The 16060-nt window shown below is 73.6% G+C and carries 17 protein-coding genes and 1 pseudogene; 9 read left to right on the top strand and 9 right to left on the bottom strand.

The genetic code is table 11. The annotated features are described in order from the left end of the window. Positions 1–34: 34 nt before the first annotated feature. Entirely contained in the window at positions 35–223 is a 189-nt protein-coding gene (locus QC282_RS23430; protein ID WP_279551515.1) for a hypothetical protein, read from the bottom strand. A 183-nt stretch (positions 224–406) separates the two neighbouring features. Here QC282_RS23430 and QC282_RS23425 point away from each other — a divergent pair, with 183 nt between their 5' ends. From QC282_RS23425 to QC282_RS23415, 3 genes are all read left to right on the top strand, one after another. Continuing rightward, positions 407–1324: a MurR/RpiR family transcriptional regulator gene (locus tag QC282_RS23425; RefSeq protein WP_279551514.1), complete on the top strand. Its 918-nt coding sequence runs from the start codon at positions 407–409 to the stop codon at positions 1322–1324. 287 nt (positions 1325–1611) lie between these two features. Continuing rightward, positions 1612–1992 (top strand): hypothetical protein, encoded by a 381-nt coding sequence (locus QC282_RS23420; RefSeq protein ID WP_279551513.1) that lies wholly within the window; start codon positions 1612–1614, stop codon positions 1990–1992. A 117-nt stretch (positions 1993–2109) separates the two neighbouring features. Next, the gene (locus QC282_RS23415; protein WP_279551512.1) at positions 2110–4533 is read left to right on the top strand and encodes a SpoIIE family protein phosphatase; all 2424 of its coding nucleotides are present in this window, start codon (positions 2110–2112) and stop codon (positions 4531–4533) included. A 49-nt stretch (positions 4534–4582) separates the two neighbouring features. Here QC282_RS23415 and QC282_RS23410 read toward each other — a convergent pair whose 3' ends face one another. Beyond that, positions 4583–5071, bottom strand: coding sequence for a flavin reductase family protein (locus tag QC282_RS23410; RefSeq protein ID WP_279551511.1), 489 nt, complete (start codon positions 5069–5071; stop codon positions 4583–4585). Between the two features lie 112 nt (positions 5072–5183). Beyond that, positions 5184–6014, bottom strand: coding sequence for a hypothetical protein (locus QC282_RS23405; protein ID WP_279551510.1), 831 nt, complete (start codon positions 6012–6014; stop codon positions 5184–5186). A 133-nt stretch (positions 6015–6147) separates the two neighbouring features. Here QC282_RS23405 and QC282_RS23400 point away from each other — a divergent pair, with 133 nt between their 5' ends. Both QC282_RS23400 and QC282_RS23395 read left to right on the top strand, forming a co-directional pair. Further along, complete coding sequence (locus QC282_RS23400) at positions 6148–6882, top strand: TetR family transcriptional regulator (protein ID WP_279551509.1); 735 nt, start codon at positions 6148–6150, stop codon at positions 6880–6882. Between the two features lie 177 nt (positions 6883–7059). Beyond that, positions 7060–7473 carry a Zn-ribbon domain-containing OB-fold protein gene (locus tag QC282_RS23395; RefSeq protein ID WP_279551508.1) on the top strand — a complete coding sequence of 138 codons (414 nt, stop codon included), beginning with the start codon at positions 7060–7062 and terminating at the stop codon, positions 7471–7473. 33 nt (positions 7474–7506) lie between these two features. On the opposite strand, the gene QC282_RS23390 is transcribed toward QC282_RS23395, so the two are convergent. Together QC282_RS23390 and QC282_RS23385 are read right to left on the bottom strand one after the other, a co-directional pair. Continuing rightward, positions 7507–7893, bottom strand: a complete 387-nt coding sequence (locus tag QC282_RS23390) for a PPOX class F420-dependent oxidoreductase (protein WP_279551507.1) — start codon at positions 7891–7893, stop codon at positions 7507–7509. 127 nt (positions 7894–8020) lie between these two features. Next, positions 8021–9208 (bottom strand): MalY/PatB family protein, encoded by a 1188-nt coding sequence (locus tag QC282_RS23385; RefSeq protein ID WP_279551506.1) that lies wholly within the window; start codon positions 9206–9208, stop codon positions 8021–8023. Between the two features lie 50 nt (positions 9209–9258). On the opposite strand from QC282_RS23385, the gene QC282_RS23380 reads away from it, so the two are divergent. The 3 genes from QC282_RS23380 to QC282_RS23370 all read left to right on the top strand — a co-directional run bounded on the left by QC282_RS23380 (position 9259) and on the right by QC282_RS23370 (position 12628). Further along, positions 9259–10266, top strand: a complete 1008-nt coding sequence (locus tag QC282_RS23380) for a hypothetical protein (protein ID WP_279551535.1) — start codon at positions 9259–9261, stop codon at positions 10264–10266. 42 nt (positions 10267–10308) lie between these two features. After that, complete coding sequence (locus tag QC282_RS23375) at positions 10309–11139, top strand: SAM-dependent methyltransferase (RefSeq protein WP_279551505.1); 831 nt, start codon at positions 10309–10311, stop codon at positions 11137–11139. 118 nt (positions 11140–11257) lie between these two features. Continuing rightward, a complete protein-coding gene (locus tag QC282_RS23370; RefSeq protein WP_279551504.1) occupies positions 11258–12628 on the top strand; it encodes a S1 family peptidase in 1371 nt (456 codons plus the stop codon). On the opposite strand, the gene QC282_RS23365 is transcribed toward QC282_RS23370, so the two are convergent. The 4 genes and pseudogenes from QC282_RS23365 to QC282_RS23350 all read right to left on the bottom strand — a co-directional run bounded on the left by QC282_RS23365 (position 12629) and on the right by QC282_RS23350 (position 14977). Continuing rightward, entirely contained in the window at positions 12629–12760 is a 132-nt protein-coding gene (locus tag QC282_RS23365) for a hypothetical protein (protein ID WP_279551503.1), read from the bottom strand. 355 nt (positions 12761–13115) lie between these two features. Then, positions 13116–13412, bottom strand: a pseudogene (locus tag QC282_RS23360) (multidrug DMT transporter permease); the annotation flags it as partial. A 97-nt stretch (positions 13413–13509) separates the two neighbouring features. Continuing rightward, a complete protein-coding gene (locus QC282_RS23355; RefSeq protein ID WP_279551502.1) occupies positions 13510–13695 on the bottom strand; it encodes a hypothetical protein in 186 nt (61 codons plus the stop codon). A 121-nt stretch (positions 13696–13816) separates the two neighbouring features. After that, positions 13817–14977, bottom strand: a complete 1161-nt coding sequence (locus QC282_RS23350; RefSeq protein WP_279551501.1) for an ROK family transcriptional regulator — start codon at positions 14975–14977, stop codon at positions 13817–13819. Positions 14978–15142: 165 nt separating this feature from the next. Between QC282_RS23350 and QC282_RS23345 the strand changes: the two genes are divergently transcribed. Continuing rightward, complete coding sequence (locus QC282_RS23345; RefSeq protein ID WP_279551500.1) at positions 15143–16060, top strand: sugar ABC transporter permease; 918 nt, start codon at positions 15143–15145, stop codon at positions 16058–16060.

The raw sequence follows: 16060 nt of genomic DNA, 5'->3' as shown, positions 1-16060 counted from the left end.
GGTCTCCTGCCGCTGTCGTCCGCGTCGCACCCGTCTACTTCTCGTCGTAGTCGTCGGGCCGGACGTGAGCCTCCTCCAGCGCCTCGCGCAGGGTCCGGCCGGTGGCGCCGGGCGGGCGGCCGGCGTCCTCGTCGTGTCCCTGCCCGCCCGGCCGGCCGCGGCGGTCGTCCAGGACCTCGTCGGTGCTGTCGGTCTTCGCCCGGTTCTCCTCGGGGACCGTCATGACGGTGACTCCTTCTGTCGTCGGGTGCGGATCTTCCCCGCGCCGGGTTCCCGCCCGGTCCGCGCCTATCCCCCGGCGTTCCCGGCGGCACTTCCGTGCTGTGCCCGAGGCCCGGTCACCGGCCCTGGTCAGGACGGTCGGTGAGCTATGTTGAACGCTGTGGGAGACGAAGGAGGCGCACCGGTGCCATCGCCGCAGCAGGCACGCGCACAGGCGTCCGCGATCACCTCGGGAAGGACGGCGCCCGTGGCGGAGCCCTCCCCGACCTCCCAGCTGCGCGCCCTGTTCGACCGGCCCCGGCTCTCCCCGGGACAGCGGCGCATCGCCCAGTACCTCATCGAGCACATCACCGAGGCGGCGTTCCTGTCGATCACCGACCTCGCGGACCGGGTGGGTGTCAGCCAGCCCTCGGTGACGCGCTTCGCGTCGGCCGTCGGTTTCAGCGGTTATCCCGCGCTGCGGGAACGCCTCCAGGCGATCGCGCTCGGCACATTCGCGGGCGGCCCCGGCGAGGAGAACCGCGCCAACGAGTTGCAGGCGGCCGTCGACGCCGAGATCGACAACCTGGAGAACCTGCGCCGGGACCTCGCCGACCCCGACCGAGTCATCGACGTCGGCCGGAAGCTGTCCGGGTCCATGCCGCTGACGGTGCTGGGCCTGCGCATCTCCGTGTCGCTCGCCGAGTACTTCGCCTACGCCGCCCGCCGCATCCACCCCGACGTACGGCTCGTCACACGCGGCGGCACCGTCGCCTACGACGCGCTGCTGCAGTCCCGCGAGGCGGGCGGCACCTGGGTGCTGGCGTTCTCCCTGCCCCGGCACGCCCACGAGACGCTGGGCGCGGTGCGGGTCGCGCGGCGGGCCGGTCTCAAGGTGGCTCTCGTCACCGACCTGGCGCTCGGCCCGCTCGTGGACGAGGCCGACGTCACCTTCGCCACCGGCACGGGCTCCCGGCTGGTGTTCGACTCCTACGCGGCGCCGGGCGTGATGTGCGCGGCGCTGCTGCAGGCCATGACGGACGCCGATCCGGAGCGGACGCAGGCACGCCTGGAGGAGTACGAGCAGGTCGCCGACGAGCACCAGTTCTTCCTCAAGGACTGAGCGGGCGCGGGCCGTTGAGGTCCTGGGGGAATTCCCCGCGTACGGGCACGCACGGGGAGCAGCCCGTTCCATCGCGCATGAATGTTTTCATACGCCTTGCAAAGCCAACGGCATATATAAATACTGCTCACGCTGCACGAACACCCGCCGCCGACTCCCACCCGCCCCGGCTCCGGGTGTTCCACCGGGCCTCGCCTGCGCGAGAGCCCGTGGCGGTCCCGGTCATCCCCTAGGCCGGGGCCGCCTCCGCCCCGTCGCGCCCCGACGACACCGCACCACCGGAAGCGATGATCATGCCCCTGACGTCCACGCGCATCAGCCCGGACTGGCCGTGCCAGGTCAAGACCCCCGGCAGTTTCGACTGGGAGCGCTCGGCGGTCAGGTGGCTGCGCGAACTCGTCCCCGCGCGCTACGGCGGCTACCCCGCGCTGCTGCGACACCCCGTGCTCCTCGCCCGGCACGCGCAGATCCAGGTCGAGCAGGAGATCCGGGTGGCCCGCACCGCCCTGCGAACCGCACGGGCCGACCTGCCCCGGCTCGGCCTGCACGAGTCCGTGATCGAGCACACCATCAAGCTGTACGCGGCCGAGGTGCTGCAACTGCAGCACATCGCGCGAAGTGTCCGGGCCGTCACCCAGGCGCTGACGGAGCACGGCTCGGCCCGCTGAGCAGTGCCGTCCGGGCCCGGCGCCGGGGACGTTTCCGCCGATGGGATGCCTGTCTCGGGCAGATTACGTGTGGTCGAGCCGGTCATCGAACCGACGGGCGTGTGCGATGCTCAACCCGTGACGAGCGAGCCCACCAGCCCAACCGAACCCGGTATCGCGCCGGACACGGTCGCGCTGGCCAAGGTGGTCGCCAGGCAGCGCGCCGAGATGGAACGGCTGCGCGACCTGGCGGCGACTTCGGCCGTCCTGGAGCGGGCCGTGGGCGCGGTGATGGCCGCGAGCGGCTGCTCCCCGGACGCCGCGCGCGAGACCCTGGCGCAGGGAGCCAAGGCGGCGCGCCGGACGCTGCTGGAGGAGTGCTGGCTCACGCTCGGCAGACTGGCCCCTCCGCCGGTCGCGGCGCAGACGTCCGGTTCCCCCGAGTACGAGACGTTCCCGCGGCCCGCTGCGGAGTCCGGGTCCGAAATGCCCGGCGAGGCCGCCTCCCCCGACGACGTGGCGGCCGCCCTGGGGCGCCTGGGGCGGGCCCTCGTACGGGTCGGCGGTTCGCAGGACCTCGCCGAGTGCCTGCTGGAGCATCTCGCGCCGGACACCGGCGCCGACACGGTCGTGCTGTACGCCCGCCGGCCCTCCGGAGGGCTGGAGCTCGTCGGGCACGCCGGCCTCGACGACTCGCTCGCCGACCAGTGGCGCCATGTGCCGCCGCTGCCCGGCTTCCCGGCGTTCGACGCCCTGCGGGACCGCGAGCCGCACTGGCTGGAGGACACCGGCGACGACCGCAGGGCGTCCGTCGGCCTGCCGCCGTGGCACCACCGCTCCCAGGCGTGGCTGCCGGTGCCGGCCGCGAACGCGGACGACGTGTGCGTCGGCGTGCTCCGCCCCCACCCCGGCCCCTTCACGCCCCGCCACCGGGAGCACCTGCGCGGCGCCGCCCTGCTGTGCTCGGGCCCGCTGCGCCTGTTCGGCCCCGGCCAGGAGGACAGCGGCACCGGCGGCACGGCCGAGGCCTCCCCGCGGTCCGTGTTCGACGCGCTGCCGGTCGCGGCGCTGCTGCTCACACCGCTGCGCTCACCGGCGGGACGCGTCGAGGACTACCGCATCGACGCCGCGACCCCGCAGGCCGGCGACATCCTCGGCCGCCCCCACGACGAACTGGCCGGCCGGCGGCTGCTGGAGTCCTGCCCGCCCATGGGCCGCGAGCCGGTGTGGCGCGGCTGCCTGCGCACCCTGTCCACCGGGGAGCCCTACGAGGGCGCCCCCTTCGCGCACCAGGAGGTCGTGGCGGGCATCGCCGAGCTGTCCACGTACGCGGTCCGGGTGACGCGGCTGGACGGTCGGCTGGTCCTCACCTGGCTCCGGCACGACGCCTCCGACCTGCAGGAGCAGCGGCTGGCGGATCTGCAGCGGCTGGGCAGCCTGGGCTGGGCGAACTGGAACCTCGTCACGCAGGAGGCGGCCTGGTCGTCCCAGGTCTTCACGCTGTTCGGCCGGGAACCCGTGCACGGCCCGGTGCGCCTCGCCGAGCTGTCCGACCTCGCGCTGCCCGAGGACGCGCCGGCGCTGGCGCGGGCCGTCGACACACTCCTGGAAACCGGCCGGCCGTTCGACCTGCCGGTCCGGGTCAGGGCGGCGGGCGCCGTGCGGCACCTGCGCATCGTCGCCGAGGCGGTCGAGGACATGAGCGGCACCCCGGTCGAGGTGCACGGCGTCGTACAGGACCTGACCGCCCGGCGCCGGGTGGAGCTGGCCCTGGACGAGAGCGAGCGGGCCATCCTGACGCAGCACGACGTGCTGCGCGCCGAGCGGACGCTGGCGGCAAGGCTCCAGCACGCGCTGCTGCCGCTGCCGAAGCGGTCCATGCGGCTGGCCGGGCTGCACGTCGAGGTCGCCTATCTGCCCGCGCAGTCGGGCGTCAACGTCGGCGGCGACTGGTTCTCGGCCATCGAGCTGCCGGGCAGCGAGGCCCTGTTCGTCGTCGGAGACGTCGCCGGGCACGGCATCGACGCCGTCGCCACCATGGCCCAGCTCCGGTTCACCGCCAAGGGCATGATCATCACGGGTTCGTCGCTGACCGGCGCGCTGACCCGGCTCAACAGGCTGCTGCTGCACTCCCGCGACTCGCACGGCACGGCGACCATGGTCCTCGCCCGCTACCAGCCCGAGGGCCGCCGGCTGGTCTGGGCGCAGGCGGGTCACCCGCCGCCCCTGCTGCTGCGTGACGGCGTGGCGAGCTTCCTCGACCGGCCCAGAGGAGTGCTGCTCGGGGCGAGCGCCACGCCCGTCTTCGACGAGGGCGAGTGCCTCCTCCGGCCGGGCGACCGGGTGCTGATGTTCACGGACGGCCTGGTCGAGCGGCCCGAGGAGCCCATAGACCGGGGCCTGGAGCGGCTCGCCCGGGTCGTCGAGGCGCACGGTGGCCACACGGACTCGCCCCTGGAGCCGGTGCTCGCCGTGATGCTGGAGGAGGAGCGGCGGGACGACGTGTGCGTGCTCGACATCCGGGTGCCGGACGACGTTCCCGACGAGGTGCGGCCCCAGTAGGGCCGGGTGTCGGCGCCAGCCGGGGCCAGTAGGGCCGGGTCTCGGCGCTTCAGTCGACCGGGTGGCCCGGCGCGATGTCCCGGGCGTCTTCCAGGCGCAGCAGCGGAGCGCCGCCGGACTCCCGCTCGCCCCACTCCACCGGGTCGAGGACGAATCCGATGTGGTCGCCGCCCCCGGCACGCAGCACCACCCGGCCGACGAACCAGGCCGCGGCGTCTTGGAGCACGACGGCCCCGCCGTACCCCTCCCGCACACGGGCCCGCGCGAGTTTGTCCTCCCGGTCGCCGGTGCGTCCGCCGAACAGCTCGGCCAGGTCGTGCTGGTCACGGGTGAGGAGGTGGACGGCCAGCACGTCGGCGGAGCGGGCCACCCGGTAGGTGTGGTTGACCTCGGACAGCCACACCACGAACCGCATGGGATCGAGGGAGCACTGCGAGGCGAAGCCGACCAGGCAGCCCCCGCGCTCGCCGCCCGCCGAGGCGGTGACCACGCACATGTCGGGGTTCAGCCGCCGAGTGAACGCGTCCATGTCCGCCATGCCGTCGCCGTCCCCTTCCGTGCCCGGTACCTGTCGTCCGACGGGTTCCCCGTTCCGGCCCGCCATGGCACCCGGGGCCGTGCCGTCGCGGGCGCAGGCGGGGCCGGCGGGGTCAGTGTGCCGCGAGGAAGCGGTGCAGGGAGGCCGTCAGCGCGGCGACGAAGGCGTCCCGCCGCGTGTCGTCGAGGGCGTCCAGCGACAGGTAGGGGTTGAGGTCCTCCAGCTCGACCAGCAGCAGTGCGCCGCCGGGCGCGCGGCAGGCGTCGACCCGCTGGACGCCGTGGTCGATGGCGTTCCAGTCGATGAAGCGGCGGGCGAACTCCAGGTCCGCCACGGTGGGTTCGTAGGGCCGCAGCTCCCAGCGCCGGCCGGGGTCGGGCGCGTACAGGGCGTACTGGAAGTCGTGGTCGACGAAGTAGAACGAGACCTCGTAGGCGAAGTCGACGTGCGGCTGGACGAGGACCTCGCCGCTGATCTCGCCGCGGACGCGGTCGGCGGGCACGATCCGCAGGCCTATGGAGTCGGCGCCCCGCCTGGGCTTGACGACGTACTGGCCGGCCGCGGGCAGCAGGTGCAGGTCCTCGGCCCGGTCGACGGTGGGGATGACGGGGTGTCCCGCGGCGGTGAGGTCGAGCAGGTACTGCTTGCCGGCCATGTCGGCGCGGCCGGAGAGCTGGTTGTAGACGCGCGTTCCGCGCTCGGCGGCCCGCGCGCGGAACGCGTCGTACGCGTCCTGGTAGTCCAGTACGGGTCCGCTGTTGCGCACGACCACGGCGTCGAAGGCGTCCATGAGGGCGACGGCGTCCCGGGGATGGCACAGGGCGAGGTCGAAGTCCGCGCGCAGGCGGGCGGTCAGGAAGATGTCCTCGTCGCAGTAGCGGCGCCCGCGGGCCGGATAGGCGAGGTCGGTGACGTATAGGAGGCGGGGGCGGGCGGGCGGCATGCGGGGCTCCTCGGCGGTGGCGGGAAATGATCGTATGCGACCCGGCGACCCCGCCCCGAGAGGGAGGTACTCAGTTCCCTCTTGAGGCAGCACTGAGTGCCACTCGAGGCCGGCAGGTGCTACGTTCCCCTTCATGAGCTCCAGCAGTGCGGCGCCCCGCCGCGACGAGAAGGCGCAGGCGGCGGCCGCGAGGCCGCCCATGCGGGACGCGCTGGTCGCGGCGGCCTTCCGGCTGTTCTTGGAGCGCGGCTACGAACAGACCACGGTCGACGACATCGTGGCGCTCGCCGGCGTCGGACGGCGGTCGTTCTTCCGCTACTTCCCCTCCAAGGAGGACGTGGTCTTCCCCGACCACGAGCGGTGCCTGGCGGACATGACGGCGTTCCTCGCGTCCTGCGGCGACGAGGGCGAGCCGGTGTCGCGGGTCTGCGAGGCGGCGCGGCTGGTGCTGGGCATGTACGCCGAGAACCCGTCCTTCTCGGTGCAGCGGTACCGCCTCACCAAGCGGGTCCCCGGGCTGCGCGCGTACGAACTGTCGGTGGTGTGGCGCTACGAGCGTGCCCTCGCCGATTACCTGCGCGGACGGTTCGCGGGCCGGCGGGACGGCACGCTCCAGGCGGACGTCGTCGCGGCCGCGGTGGTCGCGGCGCACAACAACGCCCTGCGGTCCTGGCTGCGTTCGGACGGAAAGGGCGATGCGAGCGCCGCGTTCGACCATGCCGTGGGGTTCGTGCGGTCCGCGTTCGGCAGCCCGGCCGCGCCGCCCGCCGACGAGCGGCCCGAGGACGTGGTGGTCGTGGTCTCCCGGCGCGGGGCGCCGCTGTGGCGGGTCGTCCAGGAGATCGAGACCACGCTCGGAAGGGACTGAGCGGCGCTCGGGCGGGCTCGGCGGAACGGTTCCGATCCAAAGGGGTACGCAGTACCTTTACGTCTGGCACTCAGTGCCATACCCTGAGGCTGTGCACGGTGGCACGGCGAACCGGGCACGCGCGTGCCCGGGCGTCCGCGCACGCGCCATTCCGGCCGAGCGCAGGGAGTTGACAGCGTGTACCACCACTCAGGAAGCGCCGCTCAGCAGGCAGCCGGCTCCGCGACGGGCGTCCTCGCACCCCGGGCCCAGGACAAGGACGCGATCCTCTACCAGCGCTGCGCCTGGTGCGGCACCGCCATGTACCACCGGCTGCTGTGTCCGGTGTGCCGGGGCAGCGACCTGCGCACCGAGCGCAGCGAGGGCACGGGCACGGTCCGCCACTCCACGGTGGTGCACCGCAACACGCCCGCCGCGCGCAATGTGTCGCTGATCGAGATGGCCGAGGGCTTCGTCGTGCGGGGCCGGGTGATGGGCCCGCCCGTCGGCATCCACAGCGGGGACCGGGTGCGGCTGTCCACCGCGAAGGACCCGGTGCGGGGCGAGCCGGTCTTCCAGCTCGTTGACGAGCCGTACCGCGCCTGGACCTGACGGAGGGGCGGGCCGGTCGGGGCCGGGTCCGCGTCAGCCGGCCAGGGTGACCCGGATGCCGACGGTGCCCTTCAGTCCGCGGCGCAGCCTGCTGCCCAGCAGGGTGAGGCGTCCCACGAGGCCGTACTTGCGGGTGATGAGCTGCCGGTAGCGGGCGACCGTGGCCTCGTCGACGACCTCGGCGGTGGCCGGGAGCTGATCGCCGGTCGGGTTGCCGCGCAGGTCGCAGGGGCCGGCGAGGACGTCGGCACGGGCCCGGATCCGCTTCACCTTCCACGAGTCGGCGGCCGTCCAGACGCCGAGCGCGTCGCCGTCGCGCACCACCCAGACCGGCGTGGCGACCGGCGTGCCGTTCTTGCGGTAACTGGTGAGGAGCAGGTACTTCCCGGCGGCGAGCCGGTCGAGCAACGCGTCGTCCATGGCGGGCAGTCTAGGCCGTGGCCGCCGAGGGGCACCTGCCGCGCGGCCCGGCTCGGGGCGGACTCCGCGCGGCCGTCCCCCGGTCGACGACGCCGCCTTGCGGACAGGGTCCGCCGGACCGGCCCGCTCATGACGCCGCTCCGGTCGCCGCCGTCATCCGCCGTACCGCCTCCGTGAGGATCTCGGGTGACGTGGCCAGGTTCAGGCGGACGTGGCCCGCGCCGCCGGTCCCGAAGGGCAGACCGGAGTTCAGCGCCACCCGGCCGTCGCGCAGGAACACCTCCGCCGGGTCGTCGCCGAGGCCGAGGGCACGGCAGTCCAGCCAGGCCAGGTAGGTGGCCTCGCCGGGCCGGTGGGCGATCGCGGGCAGGTGCTCGGCCAGCAGCCCGGCGAGCAGCCGCCGGTTGGCGTCGAGCCCGGCCAGCAGGGCGTCCAGCCACGCGGTGCCGTCCCGCAGGGCCGCCGTGTGGGCCAGGATGCCGACGTGGCTCGGGCCGTGGCCGACCTCCTCGGGCAGCCGGGCCAGGTCGGCCGCGGCGCCGGGTCCGGCGAGGGCGAGGGCCGCCTTCAGACCGGCCAGGTTCCACGCCTTGGACGCCGACATCAGCGACAGCCCGCGCTCCGCGCCCGGCACGCTCAGATACGGCACGAAGTCGACGCCGGACGCGACGAGCGGGGCGTGGATCTCGTCGGCGACGACACGGACGCCGTACCGCTCGGCGAGGCCGGCGACGGTGGCCAGTTCGGCGGCGGTGTGCACGGTGCCGGTCGGGTTGTGCGGGCTGCACAGCAGGTACGCCGCCCGGCGGCCCCCGGCGACGGCCCTCGCGAAGGCCTCCTCCAGGGCGGCGGGGTCGAGGCGGCCGTCGGCACCGAGCGGGGCCTCCACGACCGTGCGGTCCAGGTGCCGCACGAACTGGAAGAACGGCGGGTACACCGGCGGGTTGACGACGACCGGGTCCCCGGGCCCGGTGACCAGCTTCAGCATCTCCACCACGCCGAGCATCACGTCGGGCACGAGCGCGGTGCGCCGCACGGCGAGCCCGTCCCAGCCCCACCGCTTCTCGGCGAACGCGGCCAGGGCCTCGGCGTAGGCCGGCCCGGCCGGATAGCCGGTGTCGCCCAGCGCGAGGGCGTCGGTGACGGCGCGGACGACCGGTTCGGCGAGCGGCACGTCCATCTCGGCCACCCACAGCGGCAGCACGTCCTGAGGATGGGTGCGCCACTTCATGCTCGTACGGCGCCGGAGGTCGTCAAGAGTGAGGGCGCGCAGCGGATTCGGTTCACCGGACGTCTCGTGCGGGATCCTGGTCATGGGGCACAAGATAGGGGGCCTTGGCGGTGACGTGGAATCACGCGTACGGGATGCCGGACGGGGCGGGCGGTGTGCCGGTGGAGATCGCCTGCGACGAGTCGGGGTCGGACGGCGAGAACCTCACCGGCGGCAACACCGACGTGTTCGCGCATGCCAGTGTGCGGATCCCGGTCGAGTCCGCGGCGGCGTCCGTGCGGGAGGTCAGGAACCGGATCCGCTCGCCCGCCGAGGAGTACAAGGCGGGCCATCTGCTGCGGGAGAAGCACCGGGCGGTGCTGGAGTGGCTGCTCGCCCCGGCCGGGCCCCTCCACGGGCGGGCGCGGGTGCAGCTGACCGAGAAGGCGTTCCTCGTCGTGGACCGCGTCGTCGGCCTGCTGCTGGACGATCCGGGTGCGGCCGTCGTGCTGTTCCGGGCGGGCCGGCCGGCCTTCGGGGACGCCGGGTGGCGGGAGTTCCTGCGGGCGGCCAACCGGCTGCTGCGGGCCCGGAACGACGGAGCGCCCGAGGGGCCCGTCGACGAGTTCTTCGGCCTGGCCGAGAGGCTGCTGCGCGCGCACGCCGGCACGGAGGCGGCCAGGGTCCTGGCGCGGCTGGTGGCGGCCCGGCCCCGGGCGGACACGTACCGCGGCGGGCTGCTGGAGCGCCCGGCGCTGATTCCGGTGCTGAACCCGCTGCTGCCCGCCATCGTCAGGACGGCCGCCGACTGGAGCGGGGACGGGCGGCTCGTGTATCTGGTGCACGACCGGCAGAACATGCTGACGCCGGAACGCATCGCCTGGATCGAGGAGACCGCGCGGCCGGCCGGTGCCGGCCTCGCCGGTATGCGCCTGGTGGCCGCGCGGGACGACCCCAGGGTGCAGCTCGCCGACTTCCTCGCCGGGATCGCCCGCAAGATCGCCTCCGACGAACTGAACGGGCGTGGCGACGCCCGACTGACCGCGCTGCTGCGGCCGTACACGGGTGATGCGGCCCTGTGGGGCGACGCGCGCAGCCGGGCCGCGATCTGGCCGGCGGCAGAAGGCGCCGAACCCTCGCCAGAGATCAACTCACGGGTCTAAATTGCTCTTTGTCCGCGCACGTCACCCAAACCGGGAGTTCCCGTGTCCAAGAACCCGTCGGCCGGGCAGCAGGCCCAGCGACAGCTGCTCGACCGCATCAACACCGCTCAGCCCCACACGGCCCGCATCTGGAACTACTGGCTCGACGGCAAGGACAACTACGAGGTCGACCGCGCGGCCGGCGACCAGATCCGCCAACTGCACCCGGGCATCGGCGAGTACGCCCGCGCCGACCGGCTGTTCCTGGGCCGGGCCGTGCGCCACCTCGTCGCCGAGGCAGGGATCCGCCAATTCCTCGACATCGGCACCGGGCTGCCCACCGCGGACAACACGCACGAGGTCGCCCAGCGGATCGCGCCGGAGTCCCGCATCGTCTACGTCGACAACGACCCGCTGGTCCTCACCCACGCCCGCGCGTTGCTCACCAGCACGCCCGAGGGCCGCACCGACTATCTGGACGAGGATCTGCGCAACGTCGACGCGATCCTCGAACACGCGGCGCGCACCCTGGACTTCACGCGGCCCGTCGGGCTGATGCTGCTCGGCGTGGTCATCTTCCTCGGCGACGACGAGGACCCGTACGGCGTGGTGCGGCAGTTGCTCGACGCGCTGCCCTCGGGCAGCCATCTGGTGCTGTCGCACACCGTCACCAGCCCGTCGATGCCCGACGTGGACGAGGCGGTCAAGTTCTGGAACGAGCACGGCACTCCGAAGCTGACCCAGCGCAGACCCGAGGACGTCGCGCGCTTCTTCGACGGCCTGGACCTGCTGGAGCCCGGCGTCGTGTCCTGCTCCCGCTGGCGTCCGGAGCCCGACGACGGGCCCGAGCCGGCCGAGGTGGCGATGTTCTGCGGAGTGGGCCGCAAGAGCTGAGGCGATGCCGGGCGCGGTGAACGCGCCCGGCCCGGGCCCCGTATGGAGGGAAGGGCCCTCGACTCCGAGAGTGCCCCGCGGTGTTGAGGCCGCGCCGTCCGGGGCCCGGGAGTCAGGCATGAGGCACGCACGACGACGTACCGTCCGGCGAGTGACGCGGCTGGCGGCCGTCGGCGGGCTCTTGCTCGGCACGGTGATGGTGACCCGTGCCGTCGCGAGCGAGCCCGGCGTCCCGCCGGCCGTGCCGCACGCGGGCCCGCGCACCACGGCCGGCGCGGAGGTGGTGGCGCGGCTCGGCACCTCCCGTACGGCGGGCAGCTGGGTCGGGGACGACGGGCGGCCGGTCGTCGCGGTCACCGACCGGGAGGGGGCCGCCGAGGTGCGGCGGGCCGGCGCCGAGGCGGAGGTCGTGCGGTACAGCATGCGCGATCTGAAGACGGCCACGGCGACGCTGCGCGCGGCACCCCGGGTGCCCGGGACGGCGTGGGCCGTGGACTACCGGAACAACCGGGTGGTGGTCCGCGGCGACCGCACGGTGTCCGCGTCCGACTGGTCCCGGCTGACCGGTGTCGCCGAGCGCATCGGCGGCTTCGTCCGCATGGAGCGCACCGAGGGCGTCTTCACGACCCGGATCAACGGCGCCCGGCCGATCCTGTCCGCGGCGGGGCGCTGCTCGGCGGGGTTCAACGTGACCGACGGGCGAACCGACTTCATCCTCACGGCCGGTCACTGCGGCCCGAACGGCTCGGTGTGGTTCGCCGACGACCGGGGCGACCGGCAGCTGGGCACGACGGTCGCCGGGAGTTTCCCGGGCGACGACTTCTCCCTGGTGAAGTACGACAACGGCAGGGCGGGCGAGGGCGCGGACGTGGTCGCCGTCGGCGGCGGCGAGAGCGTGCGGATCACCGGGGCGGGCGAGGCGTCCGTGGGACAGCGGGTGTTCCGCAGCGGCAGCACGAGCGGGCTGCGGGACGGGCGGGTCACGGCGCTGGACGCGACGGTCAACTACCCGGAGGGCACGGTCGGCGGCCTGATCGAGACGGACGTGTGCGCCGAGCCCGGGGACAGCGGCGGCCCGCTGTTCTCCGAGGGCGTCGCGCTGGGCGTGACCTCGGGCGGCGACGGCGACTGCGCCAAGGGCGGTACGACGTTCTTCCAGCCGGTGAAGCAGGCGATGGCCGCGCTCGGTGTGCGCCTGGTCGTGGCGCCCGCCGGGGCGGGCTCCGGCGGGCGCTCCTCCCCCGCGCCCTCCCCGTCGAGCCCGCAGGGGGCCGCCGCGCCGGACGGTGCGGCGTCGGGAACGTCGGCGCCGGTCACGGGCGGCACGGACGTGTCGGCACTGCTGTCGCGGCTCACGGACCGCAGGAACGCCGGCCCGGGGCTGCTGGTCGTCGCGGGCAGCCTGGTCGCGCTGGCGGCCACGCGCTGGATCCGCGTCGAGCGGGACCGCGCCGCCTGCCGCCGGCACTACTCGGCGACGTGGGGCTGATCAGCCCAGCGTGAGCAGGACGGTGGCCGCTGCGGCGCCCGCCAGGCCGAGGGCCTGCCACCGGGTGAGGTGTTCGTCGAGGAGGGCCAGGCCGAGGACGACGGGAATGGCCGGGCAGAGGGACGCGAGCACCACGGCGACCGCAACGAGCTGTCGCTGGGCGGCGAGCAGGTAGAGGATCAGGCCGAGGGCGGCGCCCGCGCCGATGACCAGGGCCTGGGCGGAGCGGCGGAGGCGGCAGTCGCAGGAGCCGGGGGTGGCGTGCGGCGCCCGGCAGCAGCAGGAGTACGGCGGCGACGCGGCCGGCGGCGACGGGCCACAGTCCGCTGCCGGGTCCGGCCTGGCCCAGGGCGATGTACTGCACGGCGACGCCCGCGCCGGCGACGAGGCCGTCGGTGACCTCGGAGCGCGGTCCGGCGGAGCCGCCGGACACCAGCCACAGGGCGGGCACCGTGACGGCGATGCCGGCCCGGGCGAGGGCGCCGCGCCGGTCGCCGAGCAGGAGGACGCCGCAGAGCACGGACAGCGCGACGTCGGTGCCGGCGCTCACCGGCACGACGACGCTCATGGCGCCCCGGCTGAGTCCCCGGTTGAGGACAAGCATGGCGGTGCCGCTGCCGACGCCGGACAGCGCGCCCCACAGCAGATCGGCGGGGTGCGCGGCGCCGGCGGGCACGAGAAGGGCGGCCAGGCGGGCGAGCAGAAGCCCGCCGACCTGGCCGAGGAAGGTGACGGCCGCGTAGGAGACGCGTCTGGACAGCAGCCCGCCGGCGAAGTCGACGATGCCGTAGCAGACGGCCGAGGCCAGTGCGAGGAGGGCACCCGTCGGATGAGGGGTGCCCGGGGACGAGGATGCGATGCGCGGGGTGGTCGGGCGGCGCTCAGGCCGCCGGCACCCGCTGCGGGGCCGCGGCGGCCCATTCGAGGACGAGGCGCTGGTACTCCTCGCGCTGTTCGACGCTCAGTGTCCCGCCCGACCGGCGCCACAGGGCCCGGATCTCCTCGTTGACCTCGTCAGCCGATCGCTCGGAGGAGGGTTCAACAGTGGTGGACATGGTGTGAAGCATACGGCGCCGAAGGTGAAGGCGCTGTGAGTAAGCACGCGCAAAAGGTACATATCGGACCGTGTCCCTGCTCACGTCCCTTCAGGCCGTCCGCAGCGGCAGTTGCCCGCTGCCACCGGGGAGTTCACGCCTGGGCCAACCCCAGGACGAGCACCTGGATGGCCAGCACGGCGGCGCCGCGCGCCCAGTCGTGGAAGTCGGACACCTTGGTCTCCAGGGCGACCGGGGCGGCCAGGGGATGCCGGTTGGCGCGGATCGTCTCGCGCACCCTCTCCCCCGCCACGTCCATGAGCCCGACGCCCTCACCGGCGAGCAGGATCTTCTGCGGCATGACGAAGTTGGAGATCTGGGCCACGAGCGTGCCGAGGGCGCACGCGGCCTCGTCCACGACGCGGGCGGACATGGGCTCGCCCTCGGCGGCGAGGGCGAGGATCTCCTCGTAGGTGTGGTCCCGGCCGGTGGCCGCACGGATCTGGTAGCGGATGCTCGGGATGGTGAGCAGCGACACGGCGCTGCCCCGCTGCCCGTCGGGGGTGAGCGGCCCGTCGGGGCGGAGGATCCAGTGCCTGCCGAAGCCGCGGTCCTCCTCGGCGCACGGCACCCGCCTACCGCCCAGGACGAGGCCGTAGCCGAGCCCGGCGCCGATGGTCAGGACGACGAAGCGGTCCAGGCCGCGACCGGCACCGAACCAGGTCTCGGCCTCGACGAGGGAGGCGAGGTCGTTCTCGACGACCACCGGCAGTCCGGTGCGCTCCGCCACGAGTTCGGCCAGGCCGACGTCGCGCCAGCCCAGGAAGGGCGACTCCGCGACCACGGAGCGGTCCCGCACGAGGCCGCCCACGCCGATGCCGACGCCGGCGATGCCGGGGTGGTCACGGGTCAGCTCGGCGGTCATCTCGCCGAGCAGGTCGGCGACTTCCGCGGGTTCTTGCGTGGTGAGGGGCCGGTCGTGACGGGCGACGATCTCGCTGCGCAGGGTGGTGACGACGCCGTAGACCATGTCCCCGGTGATCTTGAAGCCGATGAAGGCGCGTGACTCGGCGACGACGTCCAGCGGCTGCGAGGGCCGGCCCTGGCGCGCCTCCGCCGAGACGCCCGCCTCGGGCACCTCCACCAGCAGGCCCGACTCGATCAGCGGCTTGGTCAGGCGGGTGAGGCTGCCGGCGGAGAGGTCGAGCCGCCGGGCCAGTTCGGTGCGTGACAGCGGGCCGTGGACGAGCACCTCGATCGCCACCGCGCGTTCCCCGGAACTCAGCGGAAGCCAGTTGTCGGCACGTGCGGTCATGATCGCCAGATTCCTCTACTTTTTTTCATTACGAAAACAACGAGGTCAGTCTATGCGGCGGAAGCGGCGGTCAAGGAGGCGTCGCCGCAGTCCTTGACGCCCCGATCCTTCTGCATCAAAAGTAAATGACCGAGGACGAGCCGCCGCTTGCGAGGGAGTCTCCCGATGACCATCGCCTCCAGCAGCCCACCGACGCGCCGGGCGCGGGACCGGGAGAACCGGGGGGACGGAACGCTGGCCGCGGTGTTCGTCGCTCCCGCTCTGCTGGGCTTCCTCGTCTTCCTGCTCTGGCCGACGCTGCGGGGCGTCTGGCTGAGCTTCACCCGCTTCAACCTGCTCACCCCGGCCGAGTGGGTGGGCCTCGACAACTACGTGCGGATGGTGCACGACCCCATCTTCTGGGACTCGCTGACCGTCACCGTCGAGTACGTCGCCATCAACATCGGCGTGCAGACCGTCTGCGCGCTCGCCGTCGCCGTACTGCTGCAGCGGCTGACGCGGTCGGCGGTGCTGCGGGGGATCGTGCTCACCCCGTACCTGATGTCGAACGTCGTCGCCGGCATCGTCTGGCTCTGGATCCTCGACACCCAGCTGGGCATCGGCAACGAGATCGTCGCGGCCGCCGGCCTGGACCGGATCCCGTTCCTCGCGGACGAGACCTGGGCGGTCCCGACGATCGCCCTGATCAACGTGTGGCGGCACGTCGGCTACACCGCCCTGCTGCTGTTCGCCGGTCTCCAGGCCATCCCCGACGACATGTACGAGGCAGCGAAGGTGGACGGCGCGAGCGAGTGGCGGATGTTCTGGCGGATCACGCTGCCGCTGCTCAGACCGGTGCTCGCGGTGGTGCTCATCATGACGGTGATCGGCTCCTTCCAGGTCTTCGACACGGTCGCCGTGACGACCGCCGGCGGGCCGGCCAACGCCACCAACGTGCTCCAGTACTACATCTACGGCGCCGCGTTCGGCCGTTTCCAGTTCGGCTACGCCTCCGCGATGTCCGTCGCGCTGCTCGTCGTGCTGAGCGCCATCACCGTCCTGCAGTACCGGCTCACCCGGGCCGGCCGGACCGACCTCGGCTGA

It is taken from the genome of Streptomyces sp. DH24 (assembly GCF_029813775.1).
In the GTDB taxonomy this organism is placed as follows: Bacteria; Actinomycetota; Actinomycetes; order Streptomycetales; family Streptomycetaceae; genus Streptomyces.
Note: the sequence above shows the minus strand (reverse complement) of the source record. Positions and strands in the feature narration are given on the sequence as shown.